The following is a 26,173-nucleotide window of genomic DNA, read 5'->3' on the forward strand; positions in this document are numbered from 1 at the left end:
CTTCAGAACAGGAAGACGCCCTTGCCGCCGGCCTGCTTGTTGAAATCCTCATAGGCCTGGGCGGCCTGGTCCAGCTTCCATTCGTCGGTGAAAAGCCTGTCCACCTCGACGCCGTGGTCGGCGATGAACCAGGCGCAATCCTTCATGCCTACCTCGGAGAAGGTGTAGGAGCCGATCACCGTGCGCTGCTTGCCGATCAGGTCCTTCATCCCGTCCACGTTCAGGTTGCCGCCCACCGCGACCAGCGCGATCTTGCCCCAGACCCTGGTCGAGCGCACGGCCTGCTGCTTGGGCACCTCGCCCCCGGCGCAATCCATGGCACAGGAGACGCCCTTGCCGCGGGTCAGCTTGCGGATTTCCTCGACCGGATCCAGCTTGCTGGCGTCGATCACATGCGCCGCGCCGAAGTTCCGCGCATTGGCCACCCGCTGGGCGTTGATGTCGACGCCGATCACCTCGACCCCCATGGCGGCGGCAAGCTGCACCGCCGACAGCCCGACCGGGCCCAGGCCAAAGACCGCCAGCGTGTCGCGCGCGCTGATGTCCAGCCGCAGCAGCGCGCCATAGGCGGTGCCGGTGCCGCATGTCACCGCCGCGCCGCCCTTGAAGGATAGGTCGGACGGCAGATGCACCAGCGAACTGGCCGGCACCTTGATGTAATCGGCATGGCCGCCGTGCTTGATGACGCCATGCGGCGCCGCCCCCTGGTCGCAAAGCTGGGTCCAGCCGCTGCGGCAATGGTCGCAATGCGTGCAGCCCTCGTAATGGAACACCATCACCCGGTCGCCGGGCTTGAAGGTCTTGGCATCCACCCCCGCGCCGACCTCGGCGATCACGCCGCAGGGCTCGTGCCCGCCGATGATCGGGGCATCGGGGTCGATGCCGCGCGACGCCAGATCCTTGAAGCCCAGCATCTTGATGACCTCGGCCATGCCGTGGCGATAGAAATGCAGGTCGCTGCCGCACATGCCCGAGGCCTTCATCTGGACCACCACCTCGCCGGGGCCGGGCGTCGGGTCGTCGAAATTCAGCAACTCGACCTTGTTGTCACCTTGAAAGACCATGCCGCGCATAGGATTCCCCCTCCGATCCGGCGGCAAGATCGCCGCGCCTCGTGCCGTCTCCGGCCGCCGCGGCCGGATGCGCCTTGTTGATAACCCCCTATCCGTCCGAGCGAGAAGCCTTATCGAAAACGGCAGGCCCTAGACATGGCATCGCTTTTTCCTATGGCCGCCCCCGTCCCAGGCCGGTCGCGGAAAACCCTTTGACAATAATGCGGCCATGCCGCGAAAATGGCGGGCAGGGAGCAGGATCGACGATCAGGCGGGCCGACTTGCCGAATGTTCAAGGGAAAGCCTATGGCCCCGATCCGCCGTCCAAGGGGGAGTATTCGTGAGCAGAGCCACCCGCGCGCAGGCGCCGGACATCGACATCAAGCATGTCTATTATTTCCTGATGCTGGCCAAGCACGGCTCCATCTCCAAGGCGGCCAATGCGCTGGGGTTGGCGCAGCCGTCGCTGTCGGAACATGTCGCGCGGCTGGAGGCGCGGCTGAACACCAAGCTCGCCATCCGCGGCCCGCGCGGCGTCACCCTGACCGAGGCCGGCCGCTTCCTGGCGCGCGAGGGGCACAAGCTGGTCGACGTGGCGCGCGCCCTGACCGACAGCCTGCGCGAGATGAGCGACGAATTGCAGGGCACGGTCTCGATCGGGCTGCCGCCTTCGCTGAGCCTGCTGGTCAGCATCCCGCTGGCCGAGACCATGCGGCTCGAGGCGCCCGGCATCCGGCTGCACCTGACCGAGGGGCTGTCGGGCCATATCCTCGACTGGATCGAGCAGGAGCAGCTGGACATGGGCTTCGTCTACACCATGCCGCCCAGCACCGGCTTTCAGACCGATGCGATCCTGGAGGAAGAGATCTTCGTCGTGGCGGCCGAGGACAATGTCCCGGTCGAGCCGGACGAGGACGGCGGCTATTCCATCCCCGCCTCGCAGCTGGGCGAGCTGCCGCTGGTCATGCCCGGCCTGCCCCACAGCGCCCGCCACGCCATCGAGCGCTTTGCCCGCGCCCATGGGCTGAACCTCAACGTCATCGTCGAGATCGACTCGCTGTCGCAGATCATCGAGATGGTCAGCCGCGCCAGCGCCTTCAGCATCCTGCCCCATGCCCCGGTCGCCAAGCTGGTCGAGGAAGGCAAGCTGGTGCTGATCCGCATCAAGGATCCCGGCTTCAACCGCACCGTCTACCTGACGCGCAAGCGCAGCCGGGCGGTGTCGATGGTCAGCCTGACGGTGGAAAAGACCGTGCTGAAGATCATCGAGGAGATGGTCGAACGCTACGGCCTGCGCGCCCGCTTCATCGCCAACGAGAAACCCGGCCGGAAGTGACCGGCCGGATCGATCGCGGCCCGCGCCTCAGGCGACGGCGCCGCTGTCGCGCAGCGCCACGATTTCCGGGCCCGAAAAGCCCCAGTCCGCCAGGATCGCGTCGCTGTGTTCGCCCGGACGCGCAGGCGGGCACTGGATGGCGCCGGGGGTGCGGCTGAAGCGCGGCGCCGGGGCGGGCTGGATCACCCCGTCCACCTCGACGAAGGTGTGGCGGGCACGCAGATGCGGATGCGCCGGCGCCTCGTGCAGCGACAGGACCGGGGCAATGCAGACCTCGCGCCCCTCGGCCAGCGCCACCCATTCGTCGCGGGTGCGGCTGCGGAAGGCCTCGGCGAATTTCTCGCGGATCAGCGGCCAGCCTTCCTTGTCGTGCTGGTCGGGCAGGCCGGCATCCTCAAGGCCCAGCAGCTTGACCGCGTTGCGATAAAACCGCGTCTCGTTGGCGCCGATACCGATATGCTTGCCGTCCGCCGTCTCATAGACGTTGTAGAAGGGCGCGCCGGAATCCAGCCGGTTCGCCCCGCGCTCATCCGTCCAGTAGCCCATGGCGAGCGCGCCGTAGATCAGCGTCATCAGCGAGGCCGAGCCGTCCACCATCGCCGCATCGACCACCTGCCCCCGCCCCGAGCCCCTGGCCTCGAGCAGCGCGCCAAGCACGCCCATCACCAGGTAAAGCGAGCCGCCGCCGAAATCGCCGGCCAGGTTCAGCGGGATGACCGGCGGGCCGCCGGCCTGCCCCACCGAATGCAGCACGCCGGTCAGGGCGATATAGTTGATGTCGTGGCCCGGCTCGCGCGCCAGCGGGCCGTCCTGCCCCCAGCCGGTCATGCGGCCATAGACCAGGCGCGGATTGGCGGCCTGGCATTCCTCGGGGCCCAGCCCCAGCCGCTCGGCGACACCGGGCCGGAACCCCTCGATCAGCGCATCGGCACCGCGCACCAGCCGCAGCACGGTCTCGACCGCCTTGGGGTTCTTCAGGTCCAGGGCCAGGCTGCGGCGGCCGCGGTTGAGCAGATGCAGCCGCGGATCGCCCGGCAGGCCGCCGTCGCCGGCCTCGGCGCGGTCGATGCGGATGACCTCGGCCCCCATGTCGGCCAGCAGCAGCGCGGCGAAGGGCACCGGGCCGACCCCGCCCAGCTCGATGATCCTGATGCCCGCCAGCGGGCCTTTTGCCTTGCTCATGCCTTCCTCCTCGTGATGGGCGCCGGACGGGGCGCAAGCGAAAGCGGCGGACGATCCCGTCGCCGCCGCTTCCGAACCAGCCTTGCCGTGGCTCTTTTCCGTTCTGCCGGACGCGCCGCCTTGGGGCGGAAATTAGGCCCGCCGCGCCCGCCATCCAACTCGTGGATTTCGAAGCCGCATTTCGGTCTTGCCGAAGCGGCCCCTGCTAGAGGTTCTCGGCGAAGAAGGTCTTGAGCTGCGCCATGGCCTTCCCGACCGGCTCGGGCTGGTCATAGAGGTCGTAATGAGTGGCGCCGGGCACGACCAGGATGTTCTTCCTGGCCGAGCGCGCCTTGTCGAACAGCTCGAACCCGTCGCGATAGGAACCGAAGGCACCGGCCTGGCCGCCGCCGACGATGATCTGCAAGGGCTGGGTCAGCAGCTGGTCCGCCAGATGGAACGCATCGAAGCCGAAGCCGGCCTGCGTGCTGACCACGTTGAGCCTGTTCGGCGAGCCGGGCTGCCGGCCGCGCTGGGTGGTGTAGTAGTCCACCGCCTCGACCACATCGACATCCTTGATGCCCGTGGCTTCCAGCTCCTCCTGCGAGCGCGGGATATAGCTGGTGATCGCCGGCTCGGCCCCGCGCGCCTCGGCGGTGCGCTGCGCGCAGATGCCCTCCAGCGCCTTGATGGCCGCGTCGGGGCTGAGATCGCCCTCGCGCGAGATCCGGCCGTAATTGGCGCCGACGACGGTGGCGACGGCCTTGAAGCGGCGTTCGGTCATCGCGGCATTGACCGCATAGCCGCCGCCGCCGCAGATGCCCAGGACGCCGATGCGGTCGGCATCGACGAAATCCTGCGCCACCAGGTAGTCGACCGCGCAGCGGAAATCCTCGACGCGGGTGGCCGGGTCTTCCAGGTATCGCCCAGGCCCACCGCTTGCGCCCTGGGTCGAGGCGTCGAAGGCCAGGCAGACATAGCCCAGCTCGGCCAGTTTCGCGGCATAGATCGCCGCGGTCTGTTCCTTGCACGAGCTGATCGGATGGGCGACGATAATGGCCGGGTATTTCCCGCCCTCGTCGAACCCTTCGGGAAGATGCAGGTCGGCGGCCACGTCCCAGGTCTTGTTCCTGAAGCTCACGGATTTCATGGTTCGGTTCTCCTCTTTGCCGCTTTCGGGCGGGGTGGGATCAAGGATAGGTCTTGAAGATGGGGCGGACCGGCTGGGCCGCCGCGATGACCGGAATATAGCCAAGCCGGCTTCTTGCGATTAGATGGGGCAATCGGAATACGGCCATTAGCGGGTCTTATGAATGAACACCGAGGATCTTCGCGACCTGAACGCCTTCGTCGCCGCCGCCGAAGAGGGCAACTTCACCCGCGCCGCCGCGCGGCTGGGGGTGTCGCAATCGGCGCTGAGCCAGACGATCCGCAATCTCGAGGAACGCACCGGCGTGCGCCTGTTCAACCGCACCACCCGCAACGTCTCGCTGACCGAGGCGGGCGAGCGGCTGCTGAAAAGCGTCCACCCCGCCCTGGCCGAGATCGAGCAGGGTTTCGCCCAGCTTGGCAGCCTGCGGGACAAGCCCGCCGGCACGATCCGCATCTCGGCCGACGAATATGCCATCGACAGCGTGCTATGGCCGCTGTTGCAGCCCTTCCTGCGCAAATATCCCGACATCGCGCTGGAGCTGACCACGGATTACGGGCGCGGCGACATCATCGGCCAGCGCCAGGACGCCGGCGTCCGCCGCGGCCGGCTGGTGTCGCAGGACATGATCGCGCTGCGCATCGGGCCGGACGTGCCCATGGCGGTGGTGGCGACGCCCGAACGGGTGGCCGCGGGCAAGGCGCCCGCCCGGCCGCAGGATCTGGCGGGGCAGGATTGCATCAACCTGCGGCTGCCGACGCATGGCGAGATCTTCCCGTGGCATTTCACCGTGGATGGCAAGGACATGCATGTCACCATTTCCGGGCGGCAGGTCTTTACCTCGATCGCGCTGGTGCGCGCGGCCTGCCTGGCGGGGTTCGGCTATGCCTACCTGCCCCTGGGCTATGTGGACGCGCATCTGCGCGACGGGCGGCTGGTCGAGGTGCTGGCCGATTGCCGAAAGACCTTCGAGGGCTATCACCTCTATTATCCCAGCCGCCGCCAGCAGCCCCCGGCGCTGGCGGCGCTGATCGAGGAATTGCGCGGCCGCGCCTGAAGCGGCCGCGCAGGGCGCTCAGCGGGCGACGTAGCCGCCATCGACCGGCAGCGCCACGCCCGTCACATAAGAGGCATCGTCCGACAGAAGCCACAGCGCGGCATGGGCGATCTCTTCGGGCTGGGCCAGGCGACCCAGCGGGACGGCGGCCATGATGCGGGCCAGGTTGGCCTCCTTGCCGGCCTCGTCCACGTTGCGGTTCATGAAGAAGGGCAGCATCGGCGTCTCGACCGGGCCGGGGCAGACCGCGTTCACCCGGATGCGGTCGGCGGCAAAGCGCTGCGCCAGCGACTGGGTAAAGCCGACGATGCCGAACTTCACCGCCGAATAGACCGGGCTCATCATCGAGCCGACCAGCCCGCCGACCGACGAGGTGAAGAGGATCGCACCCCCGCCCGCGGCGCGCATATGCGGCGCGACCTCGCCTGCGCAGACCAGGGCCGAGGTCAGGTTCAGCGCCACGGAAAAGTCGTATTGCTCCAGGTCGATGCCCTCGACCTCGGTCGGGCCGGGCGTCCCGGCATGGGACCACAGCGTGTCTATGCCGCCCAGGGCTTCGGCCGCCTCGGCGATGATGCGGCTGCATTCCTCGGGGCGGGACAGGTCGGCGACGATGCCTGTCGCCTTGCCGCCCTCTGCCTCGATCCCGGCCACGACCTCGGCCGTGGCCTCGGCGTTCACGTCCACCACCGCGACGCTGGCGCCGTTCTGCGCGAAAAGCCGGGCGCCGGCCCGGCCCATGCCCGAGGCGCCCGCCGTCACCACGGCGCGTTTTCCCTGCATTCTCATGATCGCTTCCATCCCTTGCCGCGGGGATCAGCCCCGGATGTTTTCCTTGAAGACCGGGCTGGCCGAGACGAAGCTTTCGAACTTCAGCGACCGGACCTTCCAACCCGCGCCGGTGCGGGCAAAGCTGAAGGCGTAGCCCCCCGACAGAAGCTGGTGGATGCCGTCCGCGGTCAGCCGGAAATAGGTCACGTCGGTCTTGGCCGCGGCCTTGTCGCCGTCCACCTCGATCACCGGGTTGGTGATGTGGTGGTGGCATTGCGGCACCTCGCGCCAGACCTTCTGCACCAGTTGCCGGATGCCCTCGATGCCATGCCCCTCGCCGCGGGGCAGCAGATAGTCGCCGTCCTCGGCCCAGATGCTCATGAAGGTCGGTTCGTCCTTCCTGTCGATGCCGTGGCAGTATTTCGCCATCAGGGTCTTGATGTCCTCGATGTCGAGCAGGCGTTGCAGCTTGTCCTCGGCCGTCATTCCTTCCTCCTCCTGGATGTGGCAGCCGCGGCTCAGGCAGCGGGCGTGCCGTTCAGAACCTGCGCAAGCCTGCGGGCGTCGCTTGCGTCGTCCCAGAGCGCGGCGGCCAGCGCGCCGCCGCTGGGGAAGCGGCCCAGATGCGCCAGCCCGTCGCCCTTGGCGATGATCTGCGCGACGCTCAGCGGCTTGCGGGCCGTTCCCACGCTGTCCACCACCAGGGCCGAGCGCGTGCCGCCATCGGCAAGGCGCATCGTCACGCGCGAGGCGAACTGGCGCGGGTAATATTCCCGCTCGATCTCGGCATCGACCTGGAAGCGGACCTTGGCGACCAGCGACAGGATGCGCGGATCGTCCAGGAATTCCTCGCCATAGGCGTCGTAGCGGGTCGGGCCGTAGGCCAGGGTCGCCGCGACGATATAGGGGCAGCTGTATTGCGCGGTCATGGTCGATTCGGCCCGCGTCATGTGCTGTTCGGCGACCAGGCGCGGGCCCTGGATCAGGATCTCGGCGATGCTCTCGGTGGGGACGGTGAAATCATCCGTCACCTCGCGCAGGGCGTCGATGGTCGAATGGAACAGCCGGCAGCAGGAATAGGGCTTGAGGCTGATGACATGGATCTGCTTCTCGCCCGGCTCGACCGCTTGCAGCGGGCCGCCGAACAGGCCGGCCACGCCATAGGCGCCCTCGGCCGCCTGCAGGGGCGCGGTCACGGCCGAAAGTTCGGCGAAATCCGCGGCCAGCACGCCGTTGCGCGCGCCCAGCCCGGCATGGACGCGCTTGACCTCGCCCCCCGTCGGCTCGGCCGAGAACTGCATCGAGCCGCAGGCCTGCGACAGCGCATGGCCCCATGCCTGCAGCAGCATGTCAGGCGTGACCTCCTGCCCGCGCGCATAGGCCCGCAGGGCGACCGCCGCGGTCGCCGCCCCGAACGAGCCGAAGACCGAGGTCGGGTGAAAGCCGCGATGCACCGTCTCGAGCCCGCCGGCGCAGCCGCCGATCAGCGCCATCGCCTCGTAGCCGGCGATGGCGGCGCGGAACAGGTCGGCCTGCGAGGCGCCGGTCTCCGCCCCCACCGCCAGCGCCGCGGGAATGATGACGCAGCCGGGATGGCTGGTGGTGACGTCATGGGTGTCGTCCAGCTCATAGGCGTGGCCGGCCGTGCCATGCACCAGCGCCGCGACCGAGGGATCGGCGGTCCAGTCGGCGCCCAGCACCATGCTGGGCCCGGTCCCGGCAAAACGCCGCGACCATTCCGAGACCTGCCGCACCGCCGGCCGGGTGATCCCCCACAGCGAGACGATGAACCCGTCCAGGAACAGCCGGCGCATCGCCTCGGTATCCTCGGCACTCGGCATGGCATTGGCCAGGGCCGCGACATGCGTGGCCAGCCGCAGCGTCAGGCCAGCCGCGTTCGGCGCATCCTGCTTCATCTCGGGTCTCCTCCGTCCAGCGAACCGGCGGCGCGACCGGGCGCCGCCTTGCCCGCCCATGGTCGTGCTTCCCCGGCTTTCGGGCCACCGCAAAAACGCGCGCCCCTCTCTATGGCCCATGCAGGCTCGCCCTATGGCCGGGGCGAAAAGCGTTGCCCGGAGGGGATCAGGGGAGGACATTCCCCAGCCATGAAGTCGCCGATCCGACAACGGCGACAGGGAGGAAACCTCATGACAAAGGCATCATCAGCGCGGCGGGCCGACAGGCACAAGAGCCAAGGCAGACCGCCCGTCCTGCGCCGTCTGCTGTCCGGCGCGCTGCTGGCGGCGGCCGCGGCGACGCCCGCGCTGGCCCAGGACAAGATCGAGCTGAAGGTCGCGCATCTGTTCTCGAACGAGCTTTACCTCTGGGCCGAGGGCGGCAAGAAGATGGTCGACGCGGTCGAGAAGGCCACGGACGGCCAGGTCAGCTTCACCGTCTATCCCTCGGGCCAGCTGGGCAAGGATACGCTGGCCGCGCTGCAATCCGGGCTGGCGGACATCGCCATCGTCATTCCCGCCTATAACGCGCAGAAGCTGCCGCTTTCGTCGGTGGCCGAGCTGCCCGGCCTTTACGCCGATTCCTGCGAGGCCAGCGCCAGCATGTCGGCCATCGCCGCGCCGGACGGGGTGCTGGGCCAGGCCGAATACGACCCCCAGGGCGTGCGGCTGCTGTTTGCCAATGTCCAGCCGGGCTACAACCTGTTCATGGGCAAGACCGATCCGCAGAACCTCGAGGCGATCAAGGGCAAGAAGATCCGCGCCGTCGGCAATTCCGGGGTCAGGACCATCTCGGCCCTGGGGGCGGTGCCGGTGCAGATCACCGTATCGGAAGTCTACGATTCGCTCAGCCGCGGGACGATCGACGGCGCGCTCTACAACTATATCGGGCTTCCCGACTACGATCTGCCGGACCTGCTGAAATATTCCGTCCAGGGCCCGCGTTTCGGCGGCACCGCCATCATCTATGCCATGCGGAACGAGACCTGGGACAAGCTGCCCCCCGAGGTGCAGCAGCATTTCACCGAAGCCGCGGCCAAGGCGCGCGAGAACCTCTGCACCTGGCAGCAGGAAAACACGCTTTCCATCCGCGAGGACATCGTGGCCGGCAAGGGCCATACCGTCGTCACCCTGTCGCCCGAGGAAAACGCCCGCTGGGAAGCCCCCTTCCCCGGCGTGATCGACGCCTGGCTGGGCGACATGTCCTCGGCCGGCAAGGACGGGCAGGCCATCCTGGACGCCTATCGCGGCAAGGCGGCCGAATAGGCGCGATCCGCGGCAGGACACCGGCCCGGTTCCTGGGCCGGCGACGGATCATCCCGTTGCCGGCCCTTTGCCCTGTCCTTGCCGCCCTGCCGCCCGGTGCGCTGCAGGGGTCGCGCCGCAAACGGACGATCCCGCCGCAAAGGATGCGGCGGGATCGTTTCCTTGCCGGCGGTCAGAAGCGGACCTGGACCGACTTGCTTTCCGTATAGGCCAGCACCGATTCCGCGCCGAATTCGCGGCCGAGGCCGGATTGCTTGAAGCCGCCGAAGGGCATCACCGGGTCGGTCTCGCCGAAGGTGTTGACCCAGATGCGCCCGGCCTTCATCGCCCGCGCGACCTTGTGCGCGCGCGAGATGTCGCGGCTCCAGACCGCCGCCGCCAGGCCATAGCTGGTGTCGTTGGCCTTGAAGATCGCGTCGTCCTCGTCCTTGAAGGGGATCAGCGAGACGACGGGGCCGAAGATCTCCTCGCGCGCGATCTTCATGCCGTTGGTGACGCCGGCGAAAACCGTGGGCCTGACGAAGAAGCCGGGGCCTTCGACGCGGTCGCCGCCGGTGCGCAGCTCGGCCCCTTCGGCGTTGCCGGCATCGACATAGGACATCACCCGGTCGAGCTGCCTGGCCGAGATCACCGGGCCAAGCTTGGTTTCCGGGTCGAAGGGGTCGCCGACCTTCTGGCCCGAGGCGATCTCGACGATGCGCCCGGCCACCTCGTCATGGATGCCTTCCTGCACGAAGACCCGCGTCCCGGCCGAACAGACCTGCCCCGAATTGCGGGTAAAGCCGTTGACCGCCGCGACCACCGCCTTGTCCAGGTCGGCATCGGCGAAGATGATGTTCGGCGACTTGCCGCCCAGCTCCAGCGTCACCCGCTTCATCGTCTCGATCGAGGCTTGCAGGATCTGCTTGCCGACCACGGTCGAGCCGGTGAAGGCGACCTTGTCCACCTCCGGGTGCCCCGAGATCGCCGCGCCCACGGTCGAGCCATAGCCCGTCACCACGTTCAGCACCCCCGGCGGCAGGTCGGTGTCCTGGATCAGCTCGGCCATGCGCAGGGTGCTGAGCGAGGCCAGCTCGGACGGCTTCAGCACCACGGTATTGCCGCAGGCCAGCGCGGTGGCGATCTTCAGCGCCGCCATCAGGCTGGGCACGTTCCAGGGGATGATCTGGCCGCAGACCCCGACCGGGTCGCGCAGGGTGAAGATGAACATCGAGGCATCGGTGGGCGTGGTGGTGCCGAAGATCTTGGAACACCAGCCGGCGTAATAGCGGAAGGTGTCGCCCACCATGGCGATCACCGCATTGCTGAACCAGGTCGGCATGCCGTTGTCCAGCGTCTCCAGCGCCGCAAGCTCGGCGGCGTGCCGGTCGATGGCCTCGGCCATCTTCAGCAGCATCCGCGTGCGCAGATGCGGCGAGATGCCCGACCAGGTCGGCGCCTCGAAGGCGCGGCGGGCGGCGCGCACGGCGACATCCACGTCGCCCGCATCCGCCTCGGAGATCCTGGCCAGCAGCTTGCCGGTGGTCGGGTTCAGGCTTTCCAGCGTCCTGCCGGATTGCGCCTCGACCCATTGGCCGTCGATCAGGTTGCGTTTCGGCCCCGCGGCCGCCCAGTCCCGCGCGGTTTCCCGTCCCGGATGGGTGAAATCTGCCGTCATCTTGCTCCCTCCCGATGTTCAGCTTGCGTCGCGGCGCGGCAGGGCGTCCTGCCGGATCATGTCCGCCGCCTTTTCCCCGATCATGATGCAGGGCGCGTTGGTATTGCCCGAGGTGATCGTGGGCATGACCGACCCGTCCGCCACACGCAGCCGCCCGATGCCATGCACCCGCAGCCGCGGATCCACCACCGACAGCGCGTCGCGCCCCATCCGGCAGGTGCCGACCTGGTGCCAGCCGCAATTGCCGTGGGCCCTGATGTGCTCGAGCAGCGCCCCGTCCTCCTGCACCGCCGGCCCCGGCAGCCGCTCGGCCACCACGCGGGCCGCCACCGGGTCGCGGGACATGATCTCGCGCATCCGCCGCAAGCCCAGGACCGTGCGCCGCCCGTCGTCGGGGTCGGAAAGGTAGTTCGGCTGGAAGGCCGGCGCCGCCAGAGGGTCGGGCGATCTCAGCGACACATGCCCGCGCGAGCCGGGGTTGAGCAGCACCACCCCGGCGCTGACGCCGGGAAAGCCGTCCACCATCACCGCCCCCTTGGGATGGAAGGTGTAGGACACCGGCCGCAGCACCATCTGCAGGTCCGGCTGCGCCAGCGCGTCCGAGCTGCGCGCGAACACCGCCGAGGCCGAGACCGACAGGGCCAGCAGCCCGCGCCGCGCCAGCAGGTATTTGACCCCCTCGACGTATTTCCCCAGCCCGCGCAGGGCGTCGTTGTAGGAACTGCCCCGCGTCACCTCCCAGATCATCGGGCCGAACCAGTGGTCCTGCAGGTTCCGGCCCACGCCCGGCAGGTCGCGCGCGACCGCGATGCCCTGCGCCGCCAGCATCCGCCCCTCGCCGATCCCCGACAGCATCAGCAGATGCGGCGAATTCAGCGACCCGGCCGAGACCACGATCTCGCGCCGGGCGCGGATCACATGGCGCCGGTCGCCCTGCAGGATCTCGACGCCGGTCGCCTCGCCCCGCTCGACCAGGATGCGCAGCACGCGGGTCTTGCGCATCACGGTCAGGTTGCGCCGGTGCAGGACCGGCTTGACGAAGGCGGTGTAGCTGGTCTCGCGCCGGCCGTCGCGGATGGTGTGCTGGTGGAAATCCGCACCCTCATGGGGCGGGGCGTTCAGGTCGCCGACGCGCGGGACGCCGGCATTCTCGGCGGCACGCAGGTAGTCCTCGATCGTGGGGTGCTTCTGGCGCGGGTCGCTGACCCGCAGCGGGCCGTCGCCGCCGTGGAACGCGCTGGCGCCGCGGCTGTTCGATTCGGACTTGATGAAATAGGGCAGCACCTCGTCCCAGCCCCAGCCCTCGGCGCCCAGCGCGGCCCAGCGATCGAAGTCCAGCGGGTGGCCGCGCATGTAGACCATGCCGTTGACGGCGCCGGTGCCGCCTTCGGTCTTGCCGCGCGGCCAGTAGATGCTGCGGCCGTTGATCTCGGCCCCGGGCTCGGTGAAATAGGCCCAGTTGATCGCCTTTTCCAGGAACAGCCGCCCCATCCCGGCCGGCGCATGCACCCAGAAGCGGTCGGCATGGCCCCCAGCCTCCAGCAGCAGAACCTGGTTGCGACCATCCTCCGACAGACGGCTCGCAACCACGCTCCCAGACGAACCAGAGCCAATCACAATGTAGTCATAGCTGCTCATCCGGCCTCCCCTTCTCCCTCGAAGGGCAGTCTAGGGCCTGGGCGCGGCCGGGCTAGCGGTGCCCGGCCTATGGCGCGCAAAGGGCCGTCCTGTAGCACGGAAACCGCCTATGCCATCCATAGGCTTTCCCTATCCATTGGCATGCCGTGTTGAGCGGCCGCCCTTGCGGCGCTTTGCTGGCGCAACAGCAGCCGACACGGAAAGGATGAGGGGAATGGACAGGGTAAAGGGCAAGACGGTCCTGATCACCGGCGCCGGCAGCGGCATGGGCGCGGCCTCGGCCCGGCTTCTGGCCGACGAGGGGGCGAATGTCCTTGTCACCGACATTCGCGGCGATGCCGCCGAAACGGTGGCCGCCGGCATCCGCGACCGGGGCGGCGAGGCGCAGGGCCAGGTGCTGGACGTGACCCGGCCCGATCAATGGCAGGCGGCGGTCGAAAGGGCGCTGGCGCTGTGGGGCGGCATCGACGTCCTGGTGAACAATGCCGGCCTGCCGGGCGAGCCGATCAGCTGGGAAGAGGCCACGCTGGAGGGGCTGAACCGGATGATGGCGCTGAACATGGACAGCCAGTTCCTGGGCATCAAGGCGGTAACGCCGCATATGAAGCCGGGCAGTTCAATCGTCAATTTCTCATCCATCGCCGGGCTGGTCTGCTTTCCGAACCTGCATCCCGGCTATGGCGCCTCGAAGGGCGCCAACCGGCTGCTGTCGAAATGTGCCGCGGTGGATTTCGCGGCGCGCGGCATCCGGGTGAACTCGGTCCATCCCGGCCTGATCCGCACGCCGCAATCCGAGTATCTTTTCGACGATCCCGCCGTGGTCGAGGCGGTCCTGGCCAGGATTCCCCTTGGCCGCCCCGGCGCGCCCGAGGACGTGGCCAAGGTCGTCCTGTTCCTGGCCAGCGACGATTCCGCCTATATGACCGGCGCGGAACTGGTGGTCGATGGCGGCTATACCGCCATCTGACCGCCATCTGACCCCAGCGGCGGCGGCGGGCCGGCCGCATTCAGCCCTCGGCCGAGAAACGGGAATTGCGGTGCAGCATCAGCCCGCCATCGACCGGCCGCACCACGCCGCGGACGAAGTCCGACAGGCCGGAGGCCAGGACCAGAGCCGCGTCGGCGATGCAGCGCGGATGGCCGGTCATCGGCAGCGGCTGCATCCTGGCAAATTGCCGGCCTGCAGCACGCCCTGCCCCAGCTGGTGCTTTTCCCGCAGCGCCGACTTGACGGCACCCGGCACGATCACGTTGACCCGCGTGCCCTGGCCTCCCGGCCATCCGCGCCGCATGGCGGCCGATCTGGCAGACCGAGGCCTTGGCGATGGTATAGGCGCACCCCCACAGCCGCCGAGGTCAGGATGATCGCGCCCTTGCGCGCCTTCAGCGCCGGGGCGGCCACCTTGATCGCCAGCATGATCGCGGTTTGCAGCATCTCCATCGCCGCGTTCCATGCCTCGACGGAGGTCTCGTCCACGCCCTTGGCGCTGCCGATGGTGCCGGGGTTGTGATACATCACGTCGGGCCCGCCGAGCTCCGGCACCGCCAGATCGACGGCGGCCTGCATGCCGGCCTCGCGGCGCATGCCGCAGCGGATGAAGCGGACCTTGCCGCGCAGTTCAGCCTTGATGGCGCGGCCGGCCTCGTCCTGGATGTCGGCTACGACCACGCGGACGCCGTTCCCGACGAATTTCCGTGTCGCTTCCAGCCCGAAGCCCGCCGCGCCGCTGCCCGCGGAGATCGCAGCGTGCCGGCGTTCAGCCACAGCGAATTGTCCAGCGTGTAAAGCACATGGGTCAGCCCGGCCATGACCAGCGGATGCCGTTCCCGCCCGCCGGTCGGCATGTTCAGCAACGAGCCCAGCTGCGGGTCCGAGCCGGTATAGTCCAGCTCGACCCCATCCCCGCGGATGCGCAGGGTCAGGGCGATGCGGGCCGGCAGGCCGTCGGGCGCGTCCTCGTCGGCTCAATCGGCAAAGAAATAGTCGCCATCGGGGATAGTCGCCAGGATGCGGCGGACCTGCGCCTCGCGCCTGGTCCAGGATCTGCCCGACCCCGTCCAGGAAGGTCTTGGACCGAAGCGGCGGATGATCTCGGCCTTCATGTCCAGCTCGCGCGCGAGATAGCAGGCCAGCATTCCCCCCGCGCCGCCAAGGGCGAACAGGTAGAGCGCGGGCGGGTCGATGCCGAAGCGCGAGACCTCGGCATACATGGACAACGCGGAAATATCGACGATATGGCCGGCGACCTCCTCGACCGGGACACCCAGCCGCTCGGCCAGCGGCTGGATCGCCGCGCGGGCGGCCGCGTGATCCGCCGTCACCGCGCCATAGCCCAGGTCGCCATGGCCGATCAGGTTCTGCGCCGCCATCGCGTCGGTGATGGTGGGCCGCGTCCCGCCGCGCCCATAGCAGGCCGGGCCGGGGGTCGAGCCGGCGCTTTCCAGCCCGCCACACGCCAAGCGCATCCACCGAGGCGACCGAGTTGACCGCGACCGAGGGGATATGGATCTGGAAGTCGCCGATCAGCTCGCCCGTGCCATATTGCGGCTGGCCGTCCCAGATCACCGCCACATCCGCCGAGGTGTCTGCGATGTCGAGGCTGGGGACGCGCGGAAGGCCGCATTCCCCAGCCAGCCCGCGCCGATCACCCCCGAGGCGGTGCCCGACAGGATCATCTGCACGGGCTCGACCCGCGCCTGGCCGATGCCCCTGACGCCGCCGTTCGACTTGGTGATATGGGCGGGAACGGCAACGCTCTTGCCGGCCAGCGCCGCCTCGAAGCGGTCATGGCAATGCGCCACGCGCGGCTGCACATAGTCCGAGATCACCGCCGTTATCGTGCGCTCATACCCGCGGACCGGCCAGGTGCCCGATGAGGGGGCAACGGGCCTCTCGGGCGCCGTCTCGGCAAGCATGCGGCGACGGCGCGCTCGTTTTCCGGGTTGCGGCAGGCATGCAGGAAGGCCAGGACGATGCCCGCCGCCCGCGCCGCCGCCGACATCCACCCCGATGCGATAGCCCATTGCCCACTTCCTTTTGCCGTTTCGCGGCAGCCTGCCACGGCAAAGGCAGGCCGGGTCAATTCGATCTGGCATGGCATGCATGGCCATGGGTTATGGTTTCGGCACCGACATGTAGCATTCGGGATGCGGCACCGGGCGGAATCCGGCCCTTTCATGGACCGCATGGGCGTCGCGCGTGGCCAGCATCCAGGTCTGGACCCCGGCAAGCCCGGGGTGGGTGCGGATCGCCCGCGCCAGCCAGCCGGCCCGCCCGCGGCCGCGGTGGTCGGGCAGCACGAAGACGTCGCGCAGATAGGAGAAGACGGTGTAATCCGTCACCAGCCGCGCAAAGCCCGTCATCGTCCCCTCCGGCGCGATCACCGCCATCGGCAGCGACCCGGCCAGGGCGCGTTCAAGCCGGTGCCGCTCTGCCGAGCTTTCCAGCTATCCCGCCCTGCCGCCGCCCCAAGGCGACGACCCGTCCCGCCTGCTGGCGCGGCTGACCGGGCAGGAGCCGCTGGGCTCGGTCAGCTACGGGACCGAGGCGGGGCTGTTCCACGCGGCCGGCATCCCTGCGATCATCTGCGGGCCCGGCAGCATCGCCCGCGCGCACCGCGCGGACGCGTTCATCCCGGTCGCAGAGCTTGACGCCTGCCGCCGAATGCTGCGGGGCCTGGCAGAGGAAATGTCCCGCCCAGCCCAGCCGTCGCCATGGCCGGGATCCGCGCGAGCCGCGGCGCGGGGGCTGGACCGGCAACGCCCTTGCCGGGCCCGGATATTGACAAAGCCGCGGACAGCAGGCAACGCAGGACGGCGCCGGGTGCAACGCCTGCAGCCGGCGGCACGATCCAGACGCGGACGGGCGGTCGTCCGGCGGATGCCCTGGCGGCCCTTGCAAGGTCGCAGCCCGGATCCAAGACGGGCCGGCCGGCACATGGCCCGATGCGGGCGATGCCGGGGGCGCCCCTCCCCCCAAAGCCCGAGGCCCCATGCCCTTCACCATCGCCATCGACGGACCCGCTGCATCGGGCAAGGGCACCATCGCGCGGGCGCTTGCCCGGCATTTCGGCTTTGCCCATCTCGACACCGGCCTGCTTTATCGCGCCGTCGGCGCCAAGGGCGGCGATCCGATCGCCGCGGCCCGCGGGCTGGCCCCCGAGGATCTGGCCCGCCCCGACCTGCGCAGCGCCGAGGCCGGGCAGGCCGCCAGCCGCGTCGCCGCGATCCCCGAGGTGCGCGCCGCGCTGGTCGAGTTCCAGCGCCGCTTCGCCCGCAGCCAGCCCGGCGCGGTGCTGGACGGGCGCGACATCGGCACGGTGATCTGCCCCGAGGCCGAGCTGAAGCTCTACGTCACCGCCAGCGACGAGATCCGCGCCCGCCGCCGTGCGCTGGAACTGGGCGCCGACGAGGCCCGGATCCTGGCCGAGCTGCGCGAGCGCGACGCCCGCGACGCCGCCCGCGCCGTGGCGCCGATGCGGCCGGCCGATGACGCGCTGCTGCTGGATACCAGCGAAATGACCATCGACGAGGCCGTGGCCCGGGCCATCGCCTGCGCCAGGGAGGCCGGCGCATGAGCCCGCGTTTCCAGCTGACCGACCTGCGCGTGCCGGTGATCCAGGCGCCGATGGCCGGCACCGCCACGCCGCATCTTGCCGCCGAGGTCAGCCTGGCCGGGGGGCTCGGCTCGCTGGGGCTGGGCGCCGCCAATGCCGCGCAGGCCGCCGCGATGATGGCCGAGACGCGGGCGCGGCTGGGCTCGGACCGCTATGGCGTCAACCTGTTCTGCCACCGTCCCGCCCAGGCCGATGCCGCGCGCGAAAAGGTCTGGCTCGACTATCTGGCGCCCGAGTTCCGCCGCGCCGGGGTCGAGCCTCCGGCCCGCATCACAGAGGTCTATCGCAGCTTCGTCGCCGATGACGACATGCTGCGCGCGGTGCTGGCGGCGCGGCCGGCGCTGGTCAGCTTTCACTTCGGCCTGCCGCCCGCCGGACACATCGCCGCGCTGCGCGACATGGGCGCGGCCCTGGCCGCGACCGCGACCTCGCGGGCCGAGGCGCGGGCGATCCGCGACGCGGGGCTGGACCTGATCGTGGCCCAGGGCCACGAGGCCGGCGGCCATCGCGGCATCTTCGACCCCGACGGCCCCGACGAATGCCTGCCGACCGCGGCGCTGCTGGCCGAGCTGCTGGACCTGGGCCTGCCGGTGATCGCGGCCGGGGGCATCATGGACGGCGCCGATGCGGCGCGCCACCTTGCCGCCGGGGCGGCGGCGGTGCAGATGGGCACCGCCTTCGTCGCCTGCCCGGAATCGGCGGCCAATGAGGCCTATCGCAGCCGGCTGGCCGCGGCGCAGCCGGGCGATGCGGTGATGACCCGCGCCATTTCGGGCCGTCCGGCGCGCGGGCTTGCCAACCGGCTGACCGCGCTTGGCGAGGCACCCGAGGCCCCGCCGCTGCCGGATTACCCCATCACCTACGACGCGGCCAAGCGGCTTCATGCGGCGGCGGGGGGTTCGGACTACGCGGCGCAATGGGCGGGAACCCAGGCGCCGCGCGCCCGGCCGATGCCCGCCGCGGACCTGCTGGCGCTGCTGGGGCGCGAGATTTGCGCGCATCTGCCGGGCCTCGGCGCTTGCCAGGACGGCCGATGAGCGCTATATCCCGCCCGTCAAGGTAAGCGATGGGGCCAGAACAGGCCGCTTCAACAGGGTCGGGCGCATGCCGCGACCCTTTGCGCTTATCCCGGCATCTACAAAGAGACCGGCGGAGCCAACCGCATGGCCAGCAATGATCGAAAAGGAAACTGGATCTATATGTGCGCTAAAGCGACCATGGAGGAATTCGAGGCCCTCCTGAACGAAAGCCTCGCCATCGACACGCCCGAAGAGGGCTCGGTCGTCAAGGGCAAGGTCATCGCCATCGAGGCGGGCCAGGCCATCATCGACGTCGGCTACAAGATGGAAGGCCGCGTCGATCTGAAAGAATTCGCCAACCCCGGCGAAGCCCCCGCCATCGCGGTCGGCGATGAGGTCGAGGTCTATCTCGACCGCGTCGAGAACGCCCGCGGCGAAGCCTCGATCTCGCGCGAGAAAGCCCGCCGCGAAGAGGCCTGGGACCGCCTGGAGAAAGCCTATGCCGCGGAAGAGCGCGTCGAAGGCGCCATCTTCGGCCGCGTCAAGGGCGGCTTCACCGTCGACCTGGGCGGCGCCGTGGCCTTCCTGCCCGGTTCGCAGGTCGATGTGCGCCCCGTGCGCGACGCCGGCCCGCTGATGGGCCTGAAGCAGCCCTTCCAGATCCTCAAGATGGATCGCCGCCGCGGCAATATCGTCGTGTCGCGCCGCGCCATCCTGGAAGAGAGCCGCGCCGAGCAGCGCGCCGAGGTCATCGCCAACCTGTCGGAAGGCCAGACCGTCGAGGGCGTGGTCAAGAACATCACCGAATACGGCGCCTTCGTCGATCTGGGCGGTGTTGACGGCCTGCTGCACGTCACCGACATGGCCTGGCGCCGCGTCAACCACCCGTCCGAGATCCTGTCGATCGGCGAGACCGTCAAGGTCCAGGTCGTCAAGATCAACAAGGACACCCACCGCATCAGCCTGGGCATGAAGCAGCTTCAGGCCGACCCGTGGGATACCGTGGCCGACAAGTTCCCGATCGGCTCGGTCCATACCGGCCGCGTGACCAACATCACCGACTACGGCGCCTTCGTGGAGCTGGAAGCCGGCGTCGAGGGCCTGGTCCACGTCTCGGAAATGAGCTGGACCAAGAAGAACGTCCACCCCGGCAAGATCGTCTCGACCTCGCAGGAAGTCGACGTCATGGTGCTGGAGATCGACGAGGCCAAGCGCCGCGTGTCGCTGGGTCTGAAACAGACCATGCGCAACCCGTGGGAAGTCTTTGCCGAGACCCATCCCGTCGGCACCGTCATCGAGGGCGAAGTCAAGAACATCACCGAATTCGGTCTGTTCGTCGGCCTGGAAGGCGACATCGACGGCATGGTCCACCTGTCGGACATCAGCTGGGATACCCGCGGCGAGGAAGCCATCCAGGACTTCCGCAAGGGCGATGTGGTGAAAGCCGTCGTCCAGGAAGTCGACATCGACAAGGAGCGCATCTCGCTGTCGATCAAGGCGCTTGAAAACGACGCGATGGCCGAGGCCGTCGAGGGCGTCAAGCGCGGCTCGGTCATCACCGTCACCGTGACGGCGATCGAGGATGGCGGCATCGAGGTCGAATACAACGGCATGAAGAGCTTCATCCGCCGTTCCGACCTGGCCCGCGACCGCCAGGACCAGCGCCCCGAGCGCTTCCAGGTCGGCGACCATGTCGACGTCCGCGTGACCAACATCGACACCAAGACCCGCCGCCTGGGCCTGTCGATCAAGGCGCGCGAGATCGCCGAGGAAAAGGAAGCCGTGGAACAGTATGGCAGCTCGGATTCGGGCGCCTCGCTGGGCGACATCCTGGGCGCCGCGCTCAAGGGCCGCGGCTGAGCCAGCGATCGGCTGAACTTCGCGCCCCCGGTTCCGGCCGGGGGCGCTTTTCGTTGCGCAGTTCCGCCGATTGAACCATAAAGGCTTGAAAAGCGCGGCAACCAAACCGCCGGCCATGCGTTCTGTCGTTGAATGCCGCGCCGCCAGCCCTATGATCGCGCGACAGGAATTGTTGGAACACCAGATTCAGGAACCGCAATGATCCGATCCGAACTGATCCAGAAAATCTCCGAGGAAAACCCGCATCTGTTCCAGCGCGATGTCGAGCGGATCGTGAACACCGTTTTCGAAGAGATCATCGACGCCATGGCGCGCGGCGACCGGGTGGAACTGCGCGGCTTCGGCGCCTTCTCGGTGAAAAAGCGCGACGCGCGCCAGGGCCGCAACCCCCGCACCGGCGAGACCGTCAGCGTGGACGAAAAGCATGTGCCCTTCTTCAAGACCGGCAAGCTGTTGCGCGAACGGTTGAACGGCCTCGACGAATAGGCCAGATTGCCGGCGTCAATCTTTGCGGGGTTCAGGCGATGCGCACGATCCGGGTCTTCTTCCTTGTCATTCTGGCCATCGTGCTGATGCTGCTGGCGGCGGCGAATCGCCAGCTCGTCACCGTCAGCCTGGTGCCCGAGGCGCTGGCGCAATTCGCCGGCGGGCGCTGGTCGCTGACCATGCCGGCCTTCGTGGCGCTGTTCCTGGCCATGGTCTTCGGCGTGCTGGTCGGCCTGGTCTGGGAATGGCTGCGCGAATCGCATCTGCGCGCCGAATCCAGCCGCCGCGCGCATGACCTGGCGCAGCTGCAGCGCGAGGTCGGCGACCTGCGCCGCACCCATGCCGCGCCGCGCGACGACGTGCTGGCGATCCTGGACGAATCGGGGCGCAAGCCGGCCGTCCCGGCGGGCTCCGGCTCGACCCTGCCGGCACCGCGCTGATCCCATGGCCGTCTCCGTCAAGATCTGCGGCCTGACCGAGGCCGCCGGCCTTGCCGCGGCCGTCGAGGCCGGCGCGCGCTATGTCGGCTTCGTCTTCTTCCCGAAATCCCCCCGCCATGTGACGCCCGAGACGGCGGCCGAGCTTGCCGCGCAGGTGCCGCTGGGCGTGGCCAAGGTCGGGCTCTTCGTCGATCCCGACGACGCGGCGCTGGAGGCGGTCCTCGCCCGCGTGCCCCTGGACCTGATCCAGCTGCACGGCGCCGAGACGCCCGCCCGCGTGGCCGAGGTCAAGGCACGCAGCGGCCTGCCGGTGATGAAGGCGGTGGGCATTGCCGATCCGCAGGATCTCGATCAGCTCTGGGACTACGGCCTGGTGGCCGATATGCTGCTGATCGACGCAAAACCGCCCAAGGACGCGCCCCTGCCCGGCGGCAACGGCCTGGCCTTCGACTGGCGGCTGCTGGCCGGGCGGCAGATCCTCAAGCCCTGGCTGCTGGCCGGCGGCCTGACGCCCGAAAACGTGGCCGAGGCGATCCGCCTGACCCGCGCCCCCGGCATCGACGTCTCCTCCGGGGTCGAAAGCGCGCCGGGCATCAAGGATCCGCAGCGCATCCGCAGCTTCATCGCCCGCGCCACGGCCCCGATCCTGTGACCGCCGTCGCCTTCCGCGAGGCCCGGCGCGACGAGGTCGCCGCCGTCCTGGCCCTCCTGCGCGACGACATGCTGGGCCAGGCGCGGGAGGCAGGCGACCTCGCCCCCTATCTCGCCGCCTGGGACGCCATGCAGGCCGAGGCCGCAAACCACCTGGTCGTCGGCCTGCTGGGCGGCGAGGTGATCGCCTGCTACCAGATCACCGTCATCTCCGGCCTGTCGCTCCGCGCCGCCCGCCGCGCCCAGATCGAGGGCGTGCGCGTCCGCCCCGACCTGCGCGGCCGGGGCATCGGCGCGGCGCTGATCCGCGACGCCGAATCCCGCGCCCGCGCGGCCGGCTGCACGCTCCTGCAATTCACCACCAACCGCAGCCGCACAGAGGCGCATCGCTTCTACGACAGGCTCGGCTTTACCCCTTCCCATATCGGATATAAGAAATCCCTCTGACGGGGCTTCTCTGTTGCCCAAATACCCACCCGACCGCGCGCGAGGAAAGCCATGGCCGAAGACCTCATCAACAGCTTCATGACCGGCCCGGACGAACAGGGCCGCTTCGGCATCTTCGGCGGCCGCTTCGTCAGCGAGACGCTGATGCCGCTGATCCTCGACCTCCAGGCGGAATACGACCGCGCCAAGGACGACCCCGCCTTCTGGGCCGAGATGGACGATCTCTGGAAACATTACGTGGGCCGCCCCAGCCCGCTCTATTTCGCCCCACGCCTGACCGAGGAGCTGGGCGGCGCGAAGATCTACCTCAAGCGCGAAGAGCTGAACCATACCGGCAGCCACAAGATCAACAACGTGCTGGGCCAGATCCTGCTGGCGCGCCGCATGGGCAAGACCCGCATCATCGCCGAGACCGGCGCCGGCCAGCATGGCGTGGCGACGGCCACGGTCTGCGCCCGCTTCGGGCTGAAATGCATCGTCTACATGGGGGCGCATGACGTCGAGCGCCAGGCGCCGAACGTCTTCCGCATGCGGCTGCTGGGCGCCGAGGTGGTGCCCGTCACCTCGGGCCGCGGCACGCTCAAGGACGCGATGAACGACGCGCTGCGCGACTGGGTGACGAACGTCCGCGACACCTTCTACTGCATCGGCACGGTGGCCGGCCCGCATCCCTATCCCGCGATGGTGCGCGACTTCCAATGCATCATCGGCCGCGAGACCCGCCGCCAACTGGCCGAGCAGGAGGGCGAGGGGCGGCTGCCCGACAGCGTGGTCGCGGCCATCGGCGGCGGCTCGAACGCCATGGGGCTGTTCCACCCCTTCCTCGACGATCCTTCGGTCCGCATCATCGGCGTCGAGGCCGGCGGCAAGGGCGTGGACGAGCGCATGCAGCATTGCGCCAGCCTGACCGGCGGCCGCCCCGGCGTGCTGCACGGCAACCGCACCTATCTGCTGCAGGACGACGAGGGCCAGATCCTGGAAGGGCATTCGATCAGCGCCGGGCTCGACTATCCCGGCATCGGCCCGGAACATGCCTGGCTCAAGGAACAGGGCCGGGCCGAATATGTCAGCGTGACCGATGACGAGGCGCTGGCGGCCTTCCAGACCCTCTGCCGGCTCGAAGGCATCATCCCGGCGCTGGAACCCAGCCACGCGCTGGCCCATGTCGTCAAGATCGCGCCGGACTTGCCGCGCGACCACATCATGGTGGTGAACCTGTCGGGCCGCGGCGACAAGGACATCTTCACCGTCGCCAAGCACCTGGGCGTCGACATCCGCACCTGAGCGCGAAAGGCGCGCGCTATTTCGCGGCGCGCGCCTCGGCCACCAGCTCGGCCAGGTCGTCCTTGGCCAGATAGCCGAAGATCGCCCGCTCGCCGGCGACGAAGCTGGGCGTGCCGACCAGCCCGATCTCGTCGGCCAGCGCCAGCGATTCCTCGATCCGCCGGGTGATCTCGGGCGCCTGCATGTCGCGCTGCAGCCGCGCCACGTCCAGCCCGACCTCGCGGGCGACGCGCAGCAACGACGCCTTCTCGGCCTTGCCGCGCATCGCCATCAGCGCGCGGTGGAACTCGGGATACTTGCCCTGCGGCTGGGCGGCCAGCGCCGCCTCGGCGGCAAAGCGCGAGCCCTCGCCGAAGATCGGGATCTCATGCACCACCAGCCTCACGCCGGGATCCGATTGCAGCAGCGCCGCCACCTCCGGCGCGCTCTTGCGGCAAAAGCCGCAATTGTAGTCCGAGAACTCGACCAGCACCGCATCGCCCCCGGCATTGCCCATCACCGGCAGGCCGGGACCGTCGAACACCGCCCGCTTGATCGCCGCGACCTCGGCCGGGCTGCGGTCCTGCGCCGCGACCGGCGCCAGGGGCAGGACGCAAAGCAGCGTCAGGGCGATTGCGGCAAGGGGGCGGCGCATGGCAAGAATCCTTTCCTGTGGCCCGACCTGAAAGCCATCGCCATGGCCACAGGTCAAGCCGCAGCACATGACAATCCCGTGGGAGGGCTGCATGGAACCAGACCTGTTCGGAACCCGCCGCGACGAACCCCTCGGCCCCGGCGCCATGATCCTGCGCGGTTTCGCGCCCGGCCCAGCCATGGTCGAAGAGGTCGCGCGCATCGCCGGCCTCTCGCCCTTCCGGCAGATGCAGACGCCCGGCGGGCGCATGATCGGCGTCGAGATGACGAATTGCGGCGCGCTCGGCTGGGTCAGCGACCGGCGCGGCTATCGCTACGAGCCGCTGGACCCGCTGACCGGCCGGCCCTGGCCCGAGATGCCGCAGCGCTTCCGGCAGTTGGCACAAGAGGCCGCGGCGCGCGCGGGCTTCCCCGATTTCCGGCCCGATGCCTGCCTGGTCAACCGCTACGTGCCGGGGGTCAAGATGGGCCTGCACCAGGACCGCGACGAGGCCGACATGGCCGCGCCCATCGTCTCGGTCTCGCTGGGCCTGCCCACGACCTTCCAGTTCGGCGGTCCCCGGCGCGGCGACCCGGTCGCGAAACACGCGCTGACCCACGGCGACGTGGTGGTCTGGGGCGGTCCGGCGCGGCTGAACTGGCACGGCATCCTGACGCTCAAGCCGGGCGAGCATCCGCTGACCGGCGCCGCCCGCATCAACCTGACCTTCCGCCGCGCCCGCTGACCGGCTTTCTCCGTTTTCCAAATACCCCGGGGGAAGCCGCGCAGCGGCTGGGGGCAGAGCCCCCCTCCTACTTCCAGATCGGCGCGTGCCGGTTCACGTCCTTGTAGAGCAGATAGCGGAAATTCCCCGGCCCGCCGGCATAGCAGCATTGCGGGCAAAAGGCGCGCAGCCACATGAAATCGCCGGGGCCCACCTCGACCCAGTCGCGGTTCAGCCGATAGACCGCCTTGCCCTCGATGACGAACAGCCCATGCTCCATCACATGCGTCTCGGCAAAGGGGATCGAGCCGCCCGGCTTGAAGGTCACGATGGTGATATGCATGTCGTGGCGCATGTCCGCCGGGTCCATGAAGCGGGTGGTGGCCCAGCTGTCATTGGTCTCGGGCATCGGGATCGGGGCGATGTCGCGCTCGTTGGCGACGATCACCTCGGGCTTTTCCAGCCCCTCGACCGCCTGCCAGCGCTTGCGCCACCAGTGGAAGCGCGAGGTCTCGGCACCATTGCGCACCGACCAGGCCATGCCGGCGGGGATATAGGCAAAGCCGCCGGGCACCAGTTCATGCGCCTTACCGTCGATGGTCAGCGTGACCGCGCCCTCGGTGACGAAGATCGCGGCCTGCACGCCCGCGTCGTCCTCGGGCCGGTCCGAGCCGCCCTGCGGCGCCAGCTCGACGATATACTGGCTGAAGGTCTCGGCAAAGCCCGAGAGCGGCCGGGCGATCATCCACATCCGCATCCCCGTCCAGCCCGGCAGGAAGCTGGTGACGATGTCGCGCATCGTGCTGGCGGGGATGACGGCATAGGCCTCGGTGAAGGTGGCCGTGTCGGTGGACAGGTCGGTCTGCGGCGGCAGGCCGGCGAAAGGCCCGGCATAGGTCGGGGTCTTGGCGGTCATGTCAGGTCTCCGTTGCGCCGGGGTCTCTCTGGCCCGGATCGTGGCTGGCAAACCCCGCCCGCGACCAACGGCGGG

General features: G+C 69.1%; 25 protein-coding genes and 2 pseudogenes. 13 read left to right on the forward strand and 14 right to left on the reverse strand.

Annotated features, from left to right (window positions below; genetic code table 11):
* Positions 1 to 2: 2 nt before the first annotated feature.
* On the reverse strand, positions 3 to 1,073 hold the full coding sequence (locus tag E3U25_RS08855) for a zinc-dependent alcohol dehydrogenase family protein (protein ID WP_116220603.1): 1,071 nt from the start codon (positions 1,071 to 1,073) through the stop codon (positions 3 to 5).
* A gap of 319 nt (positions 1,074 to 1,392) precedes the next feature.
* Here E3U25_RS08855 and E3U25_RS08860 point away from each other — a divergent pair, with 319 nt between their 5' ends.
* Positions 1,393 to 2,388, forward strand: a complete 996-nt coding sequence (locus E3U25_RS08860; protein WP_036760585.1) for a LysR family transcriptional regulator — start codon at positions 1,393 to 1,395, stop codon at positions 2,386 to 2,388.
* A 27-nt stretch (positions 2,389 to 2,415) separates the two neighbouring features.
* On the opposite strand, the gene E3U25_RS08865 is transcribed toward E3U25_RS08860, so the two are convergent.
* On the reverse strand, positions 2,416 to 3,570 hold the full coding sequence (locus E3U25_RS08865; RefSeq protein WP_116220602.1) for a CaiB/BaiF CoA transferase family protein: 1,155 nt from the start codon (positions 3,568 to 3,570) through the stop codon (positions 2,416 to 2,418).
* Positions 3,571 to 3,775: 205 nt separating this feature from the next.
* On the reverse strand, positions 3,776 to 4,699 hold the full coding sequence (locus tag E3U25_RS08870; protein WP_116220601.1) for an alpha/beta hydrolase: 924 nt from the start codon (positions 4,697 to 4,699) through the stop codon (positions 3,776 to 3,778).
* A 163-nt stretch (positions 4,700 to 4,862) separates the two neighbouring features.
* Between E3U25_RS08870 and E3U25_RS08875 the strand changes: the two genes are divergently transcribed.
* Positions 4,863 to 5,756, forward strand: a complete 894-nt coding sequence (locus tag E3U25_RS08875; protein WP_114536029.1) for a LysR family transcriptional regulator — start codon at positions 4,863 to 4,865, stop codon at positions 5,754 to 5,756.
* 18 nt (positions 5,757 to 5,774) lie between these two features.
* Here E3U25_RS08875 and E3U25_RS08880 read toward each other — a convergent pair whose 3' ends face one another.
* Genes E3U25_RS08880 through E3U25_RS08890 form a run of 3 tightly spaced genes read right to left on the reverse strand, consistent with a single transcriptional unit; the run spans position 5,775 to position 8,443 of the window.
* Positions 5,775 to 6,545, reverse strand: coding sequence for an SDR family NAD(P)-dependent oxidoreductase (locus tag E3U25_RS08880; protein WP_116221657.1), 771 nt, complete (start codon positions 6,543 to 6,545; stop codon positions 5,775 to 5,777).
* Positions 6,546 to 6,572: 27 nt separating this feature from the next.
* A complete protein-coding gene (locus E3U25_RS08885) occupies positions 6,573 to 7,013 on the reverse strand; it encodes a nuclear transport factor 2 family protein (RefSeq protein ID WP_116220600.1) in 441 nt (146 codons plus the stop codon).
* A gap of 32 nt (positions 7,014 to 7,045) precedes the next feature.
* Positions 7,046 to 8,443, reverse strand: a complete 1,398-nt coding sequence (locus E3U25_RS08890; protein ID WP_116220599.1) for an MmgE/PrpD family protein — start codon at positions 8,441 to 8,443, stop codon at positions 7,046 to 7,048.
* Between the two features lie 231 nt (positions 8,444 to 8,674).
* On the opposite strand from E3U25_RS08890, the gene E3U25_RS08895 reads away from it, so the two are divergent.
* Positions 8,675 to 9,748, forward strand: a complete 1,074-nt coding sequence (locus E3U25_RS08895; protein WP_166435377.1) for a TRAP transporter substrate-binding protein — start codon at positions 8,675 to 8,677, stop codon at positions 9,746 to 9,748.
* 172 nt (positions 9,749 to 9,920) lie between these two features.
* On the opposite strand, the gene E3U25_RS08900 is transcribed toward E3U25_RS08895, so the two are convergent.
* The gene (locus E3U25_RS08900; RefSeq protein ID WP_116220598.1) at positions 9,921 to 11,405 is read right to left on the reverse strand and encodes an aldehyde dehydrogenase family protein; all 1,485 of its coding nucleotides are present in this window, start codon (positions 11,403 to 11,405) and stop codon (positions 9,921 to 9,923) included.
* An 18-nt stretch (positions 11,406 to 11,423) separates the two neighbouring features.
* The gene (locus tag E3U25_RS08905) at positions 11,424 to 13,043 is read right to left on the reverse strand and encodes a GMC family oxidoreductase (protein WP_116220597.1); all 1,620 of its coding nucleotides are present in this window, start codon (positions 13,041 to 13,043) and stop codon (positions 11,424 to 11,426) included.
* Between the two features lie 214 nt (positions 13,044 to 13,257).
* Between E3U25_RS08905 and E3U25_RS08910 the strand changes: the two genes are divergently transcribed.
* A complete protein-coding gene (locus tag E3U25_RS08910; RefSeq protein ID WP_116220596.1) occupies positions 13,258 to 14,010 on the forward strand; it encodes an SDR family NAD(P)-dependent oxidoreductase in 753 nt (250 codons plus the stop codon).
* Positions 14,011 to 14,050: 40 nt separating this feature from the next.
* Here E3U25_RS08910 and E3U25_RS08915 read toward each other — a convergent pair.
* The 4 genes and pseudogenes from E3U25_RS08915 to E3U25_RS08930 all read right to left on the reverse strand — a co-directional run bounded on the left by E3U25_RS08915 (position 14,051) and on the right by E3U25_RS08930 (position 16,405).
* A pseudogene (locus tag E3U25_RS08915) lies at positions 14,051 to 14,807 on the reverse strand (SDR family oxidoreductase).
* A pseudogene (locus E3U25_RS25035) lies at positions 14,771 to 15,508 on the reverse strand (hydantoinase/oxoprolinase family protein); the annotation flags it as partial. The pseudogenes E3U25_RS08915 and E3U25_RS25035, both read right to left, overlap by 37 nt.
* 96 nt (positions 15,509 to 15,604) lie before the next feature.
* Positions 15,605 to 16,066: a hydantoinase/oxoprolinase family protein gene (locus E3U25_RS25040; protein WP_166435376.1), complete on the reverse strand. Its 462-nt coding sequence runs from the start codon at positions 16,064 to 16,066 to the stop codon at positions 15,605 to 15,607.
* Between the two features lie 90 nt (positions 16,067 to 16,156).
* Positions 16,157 to 16,405 carry a GNAT family N-acetyltransferase gene (locus E3U25_RS08930; protein ID WP_425355720.1) on the reverse strand — a complete coding sequence of 83 codons (249 nt, stop codon included), beginning with the start codon at positions 16,403 to 16,405 and terminating at the stop codon, positions 16,157 to 16,159.
* 629 nt (positions 16,406 to 17,034) lie between these two features.
* Here E3U25_RS08930 and E3U25_RS08940 point away from each other — a divergent pair.
* The 8 genes from E3U25_RS08940 to trpB all read left to right on the forward strand — a co-directional run bounded on the left by E3U25_RS08940 (position 17,035) and on the right by trpB (position 23,845).
* Positions 17,035 to 17,619 carry a (d)CMP kinase gene (locus E3U25_RS08940; protein ID WP_114538056.1) on the forward strand — a complete coding sequence of 195 codons (585 nt, stop codon included), beginning with the start codon at positions 17,035 to 17,037 and terminating at the stop codon, positions 17,617 to 17,619.
* Positions 17,616 to 18,695 carry an NAD(P)H-dependent flavin oxidoreductase gene (locus tag E3U25_RS08945; RefSeq protein WP_116220591.1) on the forward strand — a complete coding sequence of 360 codons (1,080 nt, stop codon included), beginning with the start codon at positions 17,616 to 17,618 and terminating at the stop codon, positions 18,693 to 18,695. The genes E3U25_RS08940 and E3U25_RS08945 overlap by 4 nt, the downstream gene beginning before the upstream one ends.
* 162 nt (positions 18,696 to 18,857) lie before the next feature.
* Positions 18,858 to 20,537 carry a 30S ribosomal protein S1 gene (gene rpsA, locus E3U25_RS08950; protein ID WP_036756438.1) on the forward strand — a complete coding sequence of 560 codons (1,680 nt, stop codon included), beginning with the start codon at positions 18,858 to 18,860 and terminating at the stop codon, positions 20,535 to 20,537.
* A 198-nt stretch (positions 20,538 to 20,735) separates the two neighbouring features.
* A complete protein-coding gene (ihfB, locus tag E3U25_RS08955; RefSeq protein WP_011750022.1) occupies positions 20,736 to 21,023 on the forward strand; it encodes an integration host factor subunit beta in 288 nt (95 codons plus the stop codon).
* Positions 21,024 to 21,061: 38 nt separating this feature from the next.
* Positions 21,062 to 21,463, forward strand: a complete 402-nt coding sequence (locus E3U25_RS08960; RefSeq protein ID WP_116220590.1) for a LapA family protein — start codon at positions 21,062 to 21,064, stop codon at positions 21,461 to 21,463.
* A gap of 4 nt (positions 21,464 to 21,467) precedes the next feature.
* Complete coding sequence (locus E3U25_RS08965) at positions 21,468 to 22,115, forward strand: phosphoribosylanthranilate isomerase (RefSeq protein ID WP_116220589.1); 648 nt, start codon at positions 21,468 to 21,470, stop codon at positions 22,113 to 22,115.
* The gene (locus E3U25_RS08970; RefSeq protein ID WP_036756428.1) at positions 22,112 to 22,561 is read left to right on the forward strand and encodes a GNAT family N-acetyltransferase; all 450 of its coding nucleotides are present in this window, start codon (positions 22,112 to 22,114) and stop codon (positions 22,559 to 22,561) included. The genes E3U25_RS08965 and E3U25_RS08970 overlap by 4 nt, the downstream gene beginning before the upstream one ends.
* A 51-nt stretch (positions 22,562 to 22,612) precedes the next feature.
* The gene (gene trpB / locus E3U25_RS08975; RefSeq protein WP_116220588.1) at positions 22,613 to 23,845 is read left to right on the forward strand and encodes a tryptophan synthase subunit beta; all 1,233 of its coding nucleotides are present in this window, start codon (positions 22,613 to 22,615) and stop codon (positions 23,843 to 23,845) included.
* Between the two features lie 16 nt (positions 23,846 to 23,861).
* On the opposite strand, the gene E3U25_RS08980 is transcribed toward trpB, so the two are convergent.
* Positions 23,862 to 24,479, reverse strand: coding sequence for a DsbA family protein (locus E3U25_RS08980; RefSeq protein WP_116220587.1), 618 nt, complete (start codon positions 24,477 to 24,479; stop codon positions 23,862 to 23,864).
* A 91-nt stretch (positions 24,480 to 24,570) separates the two neighbouring features.
* Between E3U25_RS08980 and alkB the strand changes: the two genes are divergently transcribed.
* Positions 24,571 to 25,203 carry a DNA oxidative demethylase AlkB gene (gene alkB / locus E3U25_RS08985; RefSeq protein WP_181180831.1) on the forward strand — a complete coding sequence of 211 codons (633 nt, stop codon included), beginning with the start codon at positions 24,571 to 24,573 and terminating at the stop codon, positions 25,201 to 25,203.
* Positions 25,204 to 25,270: 67 nt separating this feature from the next.
* Here the strand turns inward: alkB and E3U25_RS08990 are convergent, their stop codons facing one another.
* Entirely contained in the window at positions 25,271 to 26,098 is an 828-nt protein-coding gene (locus E3U25_RS08990) for a bifunctional allantoicase/(S)-ureidoglycine aminohydrolase (protein ID WP_036756418.1), read from the reverse strand.
* Positions 26,099 to 26,173: the final 75 nt, after the last annotated feature.

The sequence above is a fragment of the Paracoccus versutus genome, from assembly GCF_029909795.1.
Lineage (GTDB): Bacteria > Pseudomonadota > Alphaproteobacteria > Rhodobacterales > Rhodobacteraceae > Paracoccus > Paracoccus versutus.

Excerpts from the sequence above, each read along its gene's own strand:
- E3U25_RS08855 (WP_116220603.1), bottom strand. The coding sequence starts at position 1,073 with ATGCGCGGCATGGTCTTTCAAGGTGACAACAAGGTCGAGTTGCTGAAT.
- E3U25_RS08865 (WP_116220602.1), bottom strand. The coding sequence starts at position 3,570 with ATGAGCAAGGCAAAAGGCCCGCTGGCGGGCATCAGGATCATCGAGCTG.
- E3U25_RS08870 (WP_116220601.1), bottom strand. The coding sequence starts at position 4,699 with ATGAAATCCGTGAGCTTCAGGAACAAGACCTGGGACGTGGCCGCCGAC.
- E3U25_RS08875 (WP_114536029.1), top strand. The coding sequence starts at position 4,863 with ATGAACACCGAGGATCTTCGCGACCTGAACGCCTTCGTCGCCGCCGCC.
- E3U25_RS08880 (WP_116221657.1), bottom strand. The coding sequence starts at position 6,545 with ATGAGAATGCAGGGAAAACGCGCCGTGGTGACGGCGGGCGCCTCGGGC.
- E3U25_RS08885 (WP_116220600.1), bottom strand. The coding sequence starts at position 7,013 with ATGACGGCCGAGGACAAGCTGCAACGCCTGCTCGACATCGAGGACATC.
- E3U25_RS08890 (WP_116220599.1), bottom strand. The coding sequence starts at position 8,443 with ATGAAGCAGGATGCGCCGAACGCGGCTGGCCTGACGCTGCGGCTGGCC.
- E3U25_RS08895 (WP_166435377.1), top strand. The coding sequence starts at position 8,675 with ATGACAAAGGCATCATCAGCGCGGCGGGCCGACAGGCACAAGAGCCAA.
- E3U25_RS08900 (WP_116220598.1), bottom strand. The coding sequence starts at position 11,405 with ATGACGGCAGATTTCACCCATCCGGGACGGGAAACCGCGCGGGACTGG.
- E3U25_RS08905 (WP_116220597.1), bottom strand. The coding sequence starts at position 13,043 with ATGAGCAGCTATGACTACATTGTGATTGGCTCTGGTTCGTCTGGGAGC.
- E3U25_RS08910 (WP_116220596.1), top strand. The coding sequence starts at position 13,258 with ATGGACAGGGTAAAGGGCAAGACGGTCCTGATCACCGGCGCCGGCAGC.
- E3U25_RS25040 (WP_166435376.1), bottom strand. The coding sequence starts at position 16,066 with ATGGGCTATCGCATCGGGGTGGATGTCGGCGGCGGCGCGGGCGGCGGG.
- E3U25_RS08930 (WP_425355720.1), bottom strand. The coding sequence starts at position 16,405 with ATGACGGGCTTTGCGCGGCTGGTGACGGATTACACCGTCTTCTCCTAT.
- E3U25_RS08940 (WP_114538056.1), top strand. The coding sequence starts at position 17,035 with ATGCCCTTCACCATCGCCATCGACGGACCCGCTGCATCGGGCAAGGGC.
- E3U25_RS08945 (WP_116220591.1), top strand. The coding sequence starts at position 17,616 with ATGAGCCCGCGTTTCCAGCTGACCGACCTGCGCGTGCCGGTGATCCAG.
- rpsA (WP_036756438.1), top strand. The coding sequence starts at position 18,858 with ATGTGCGCTAAAGCGACCATGGAGGAATTCGAGGCCCTCCTGAACGAA.
- ihfB (WP_011750022.1), top strand. The coding sequence starts at position 20,736 with ATGATCCGATCCGAACTGATCCAGAAAATCTCCGAGGAAAACCCGCAT.
- E3U25_RS08960 (WP_116220590.1), top strand. The coding sequence starts at position 21,062 with ATGCGCACGATCCGGGTCTTCTTCCTTGTCATTCTGGCCATCGTGCTG.
- E3U25_RS08965 (WP_116220589.1), top strand. The coding sequence starts at position 21,468 with ATGGCCGTCTCCGTCAAGATCTGCGGCCTGACCGAGGCCGCCGGCCTT.
- trpB (WP_116220588.1), top strand. The coding sequence starts at position 22,613 with ATGGCCGAAGACCTCATCAACAGCTTCATGACCGGCCCGGACGAACAG.
- E3U25_RS08980 (WP_116220587.1), bottom strand. The coding sequence starts at position 24,479 with ATGCGCCGCCCCCTTGCCGCAATCGCCCTGACGCTGCTTTGCGTCCTG.
- alkB (WP_181180831.1), top strand. The coding sequence starts at position 24,571 with ATGGAACCAGACCTGTTCGGAACCCGCCGCGACGAACCCCTCGGCCCC.
- E3U25_RS08990 (WP_036756418.1), bottom strand. The coding sequence starts at position 26,098 with ATGACCGCCAAGACCCCGACCTATGCCGGGCCTTTCGCCGGCCTGCCG.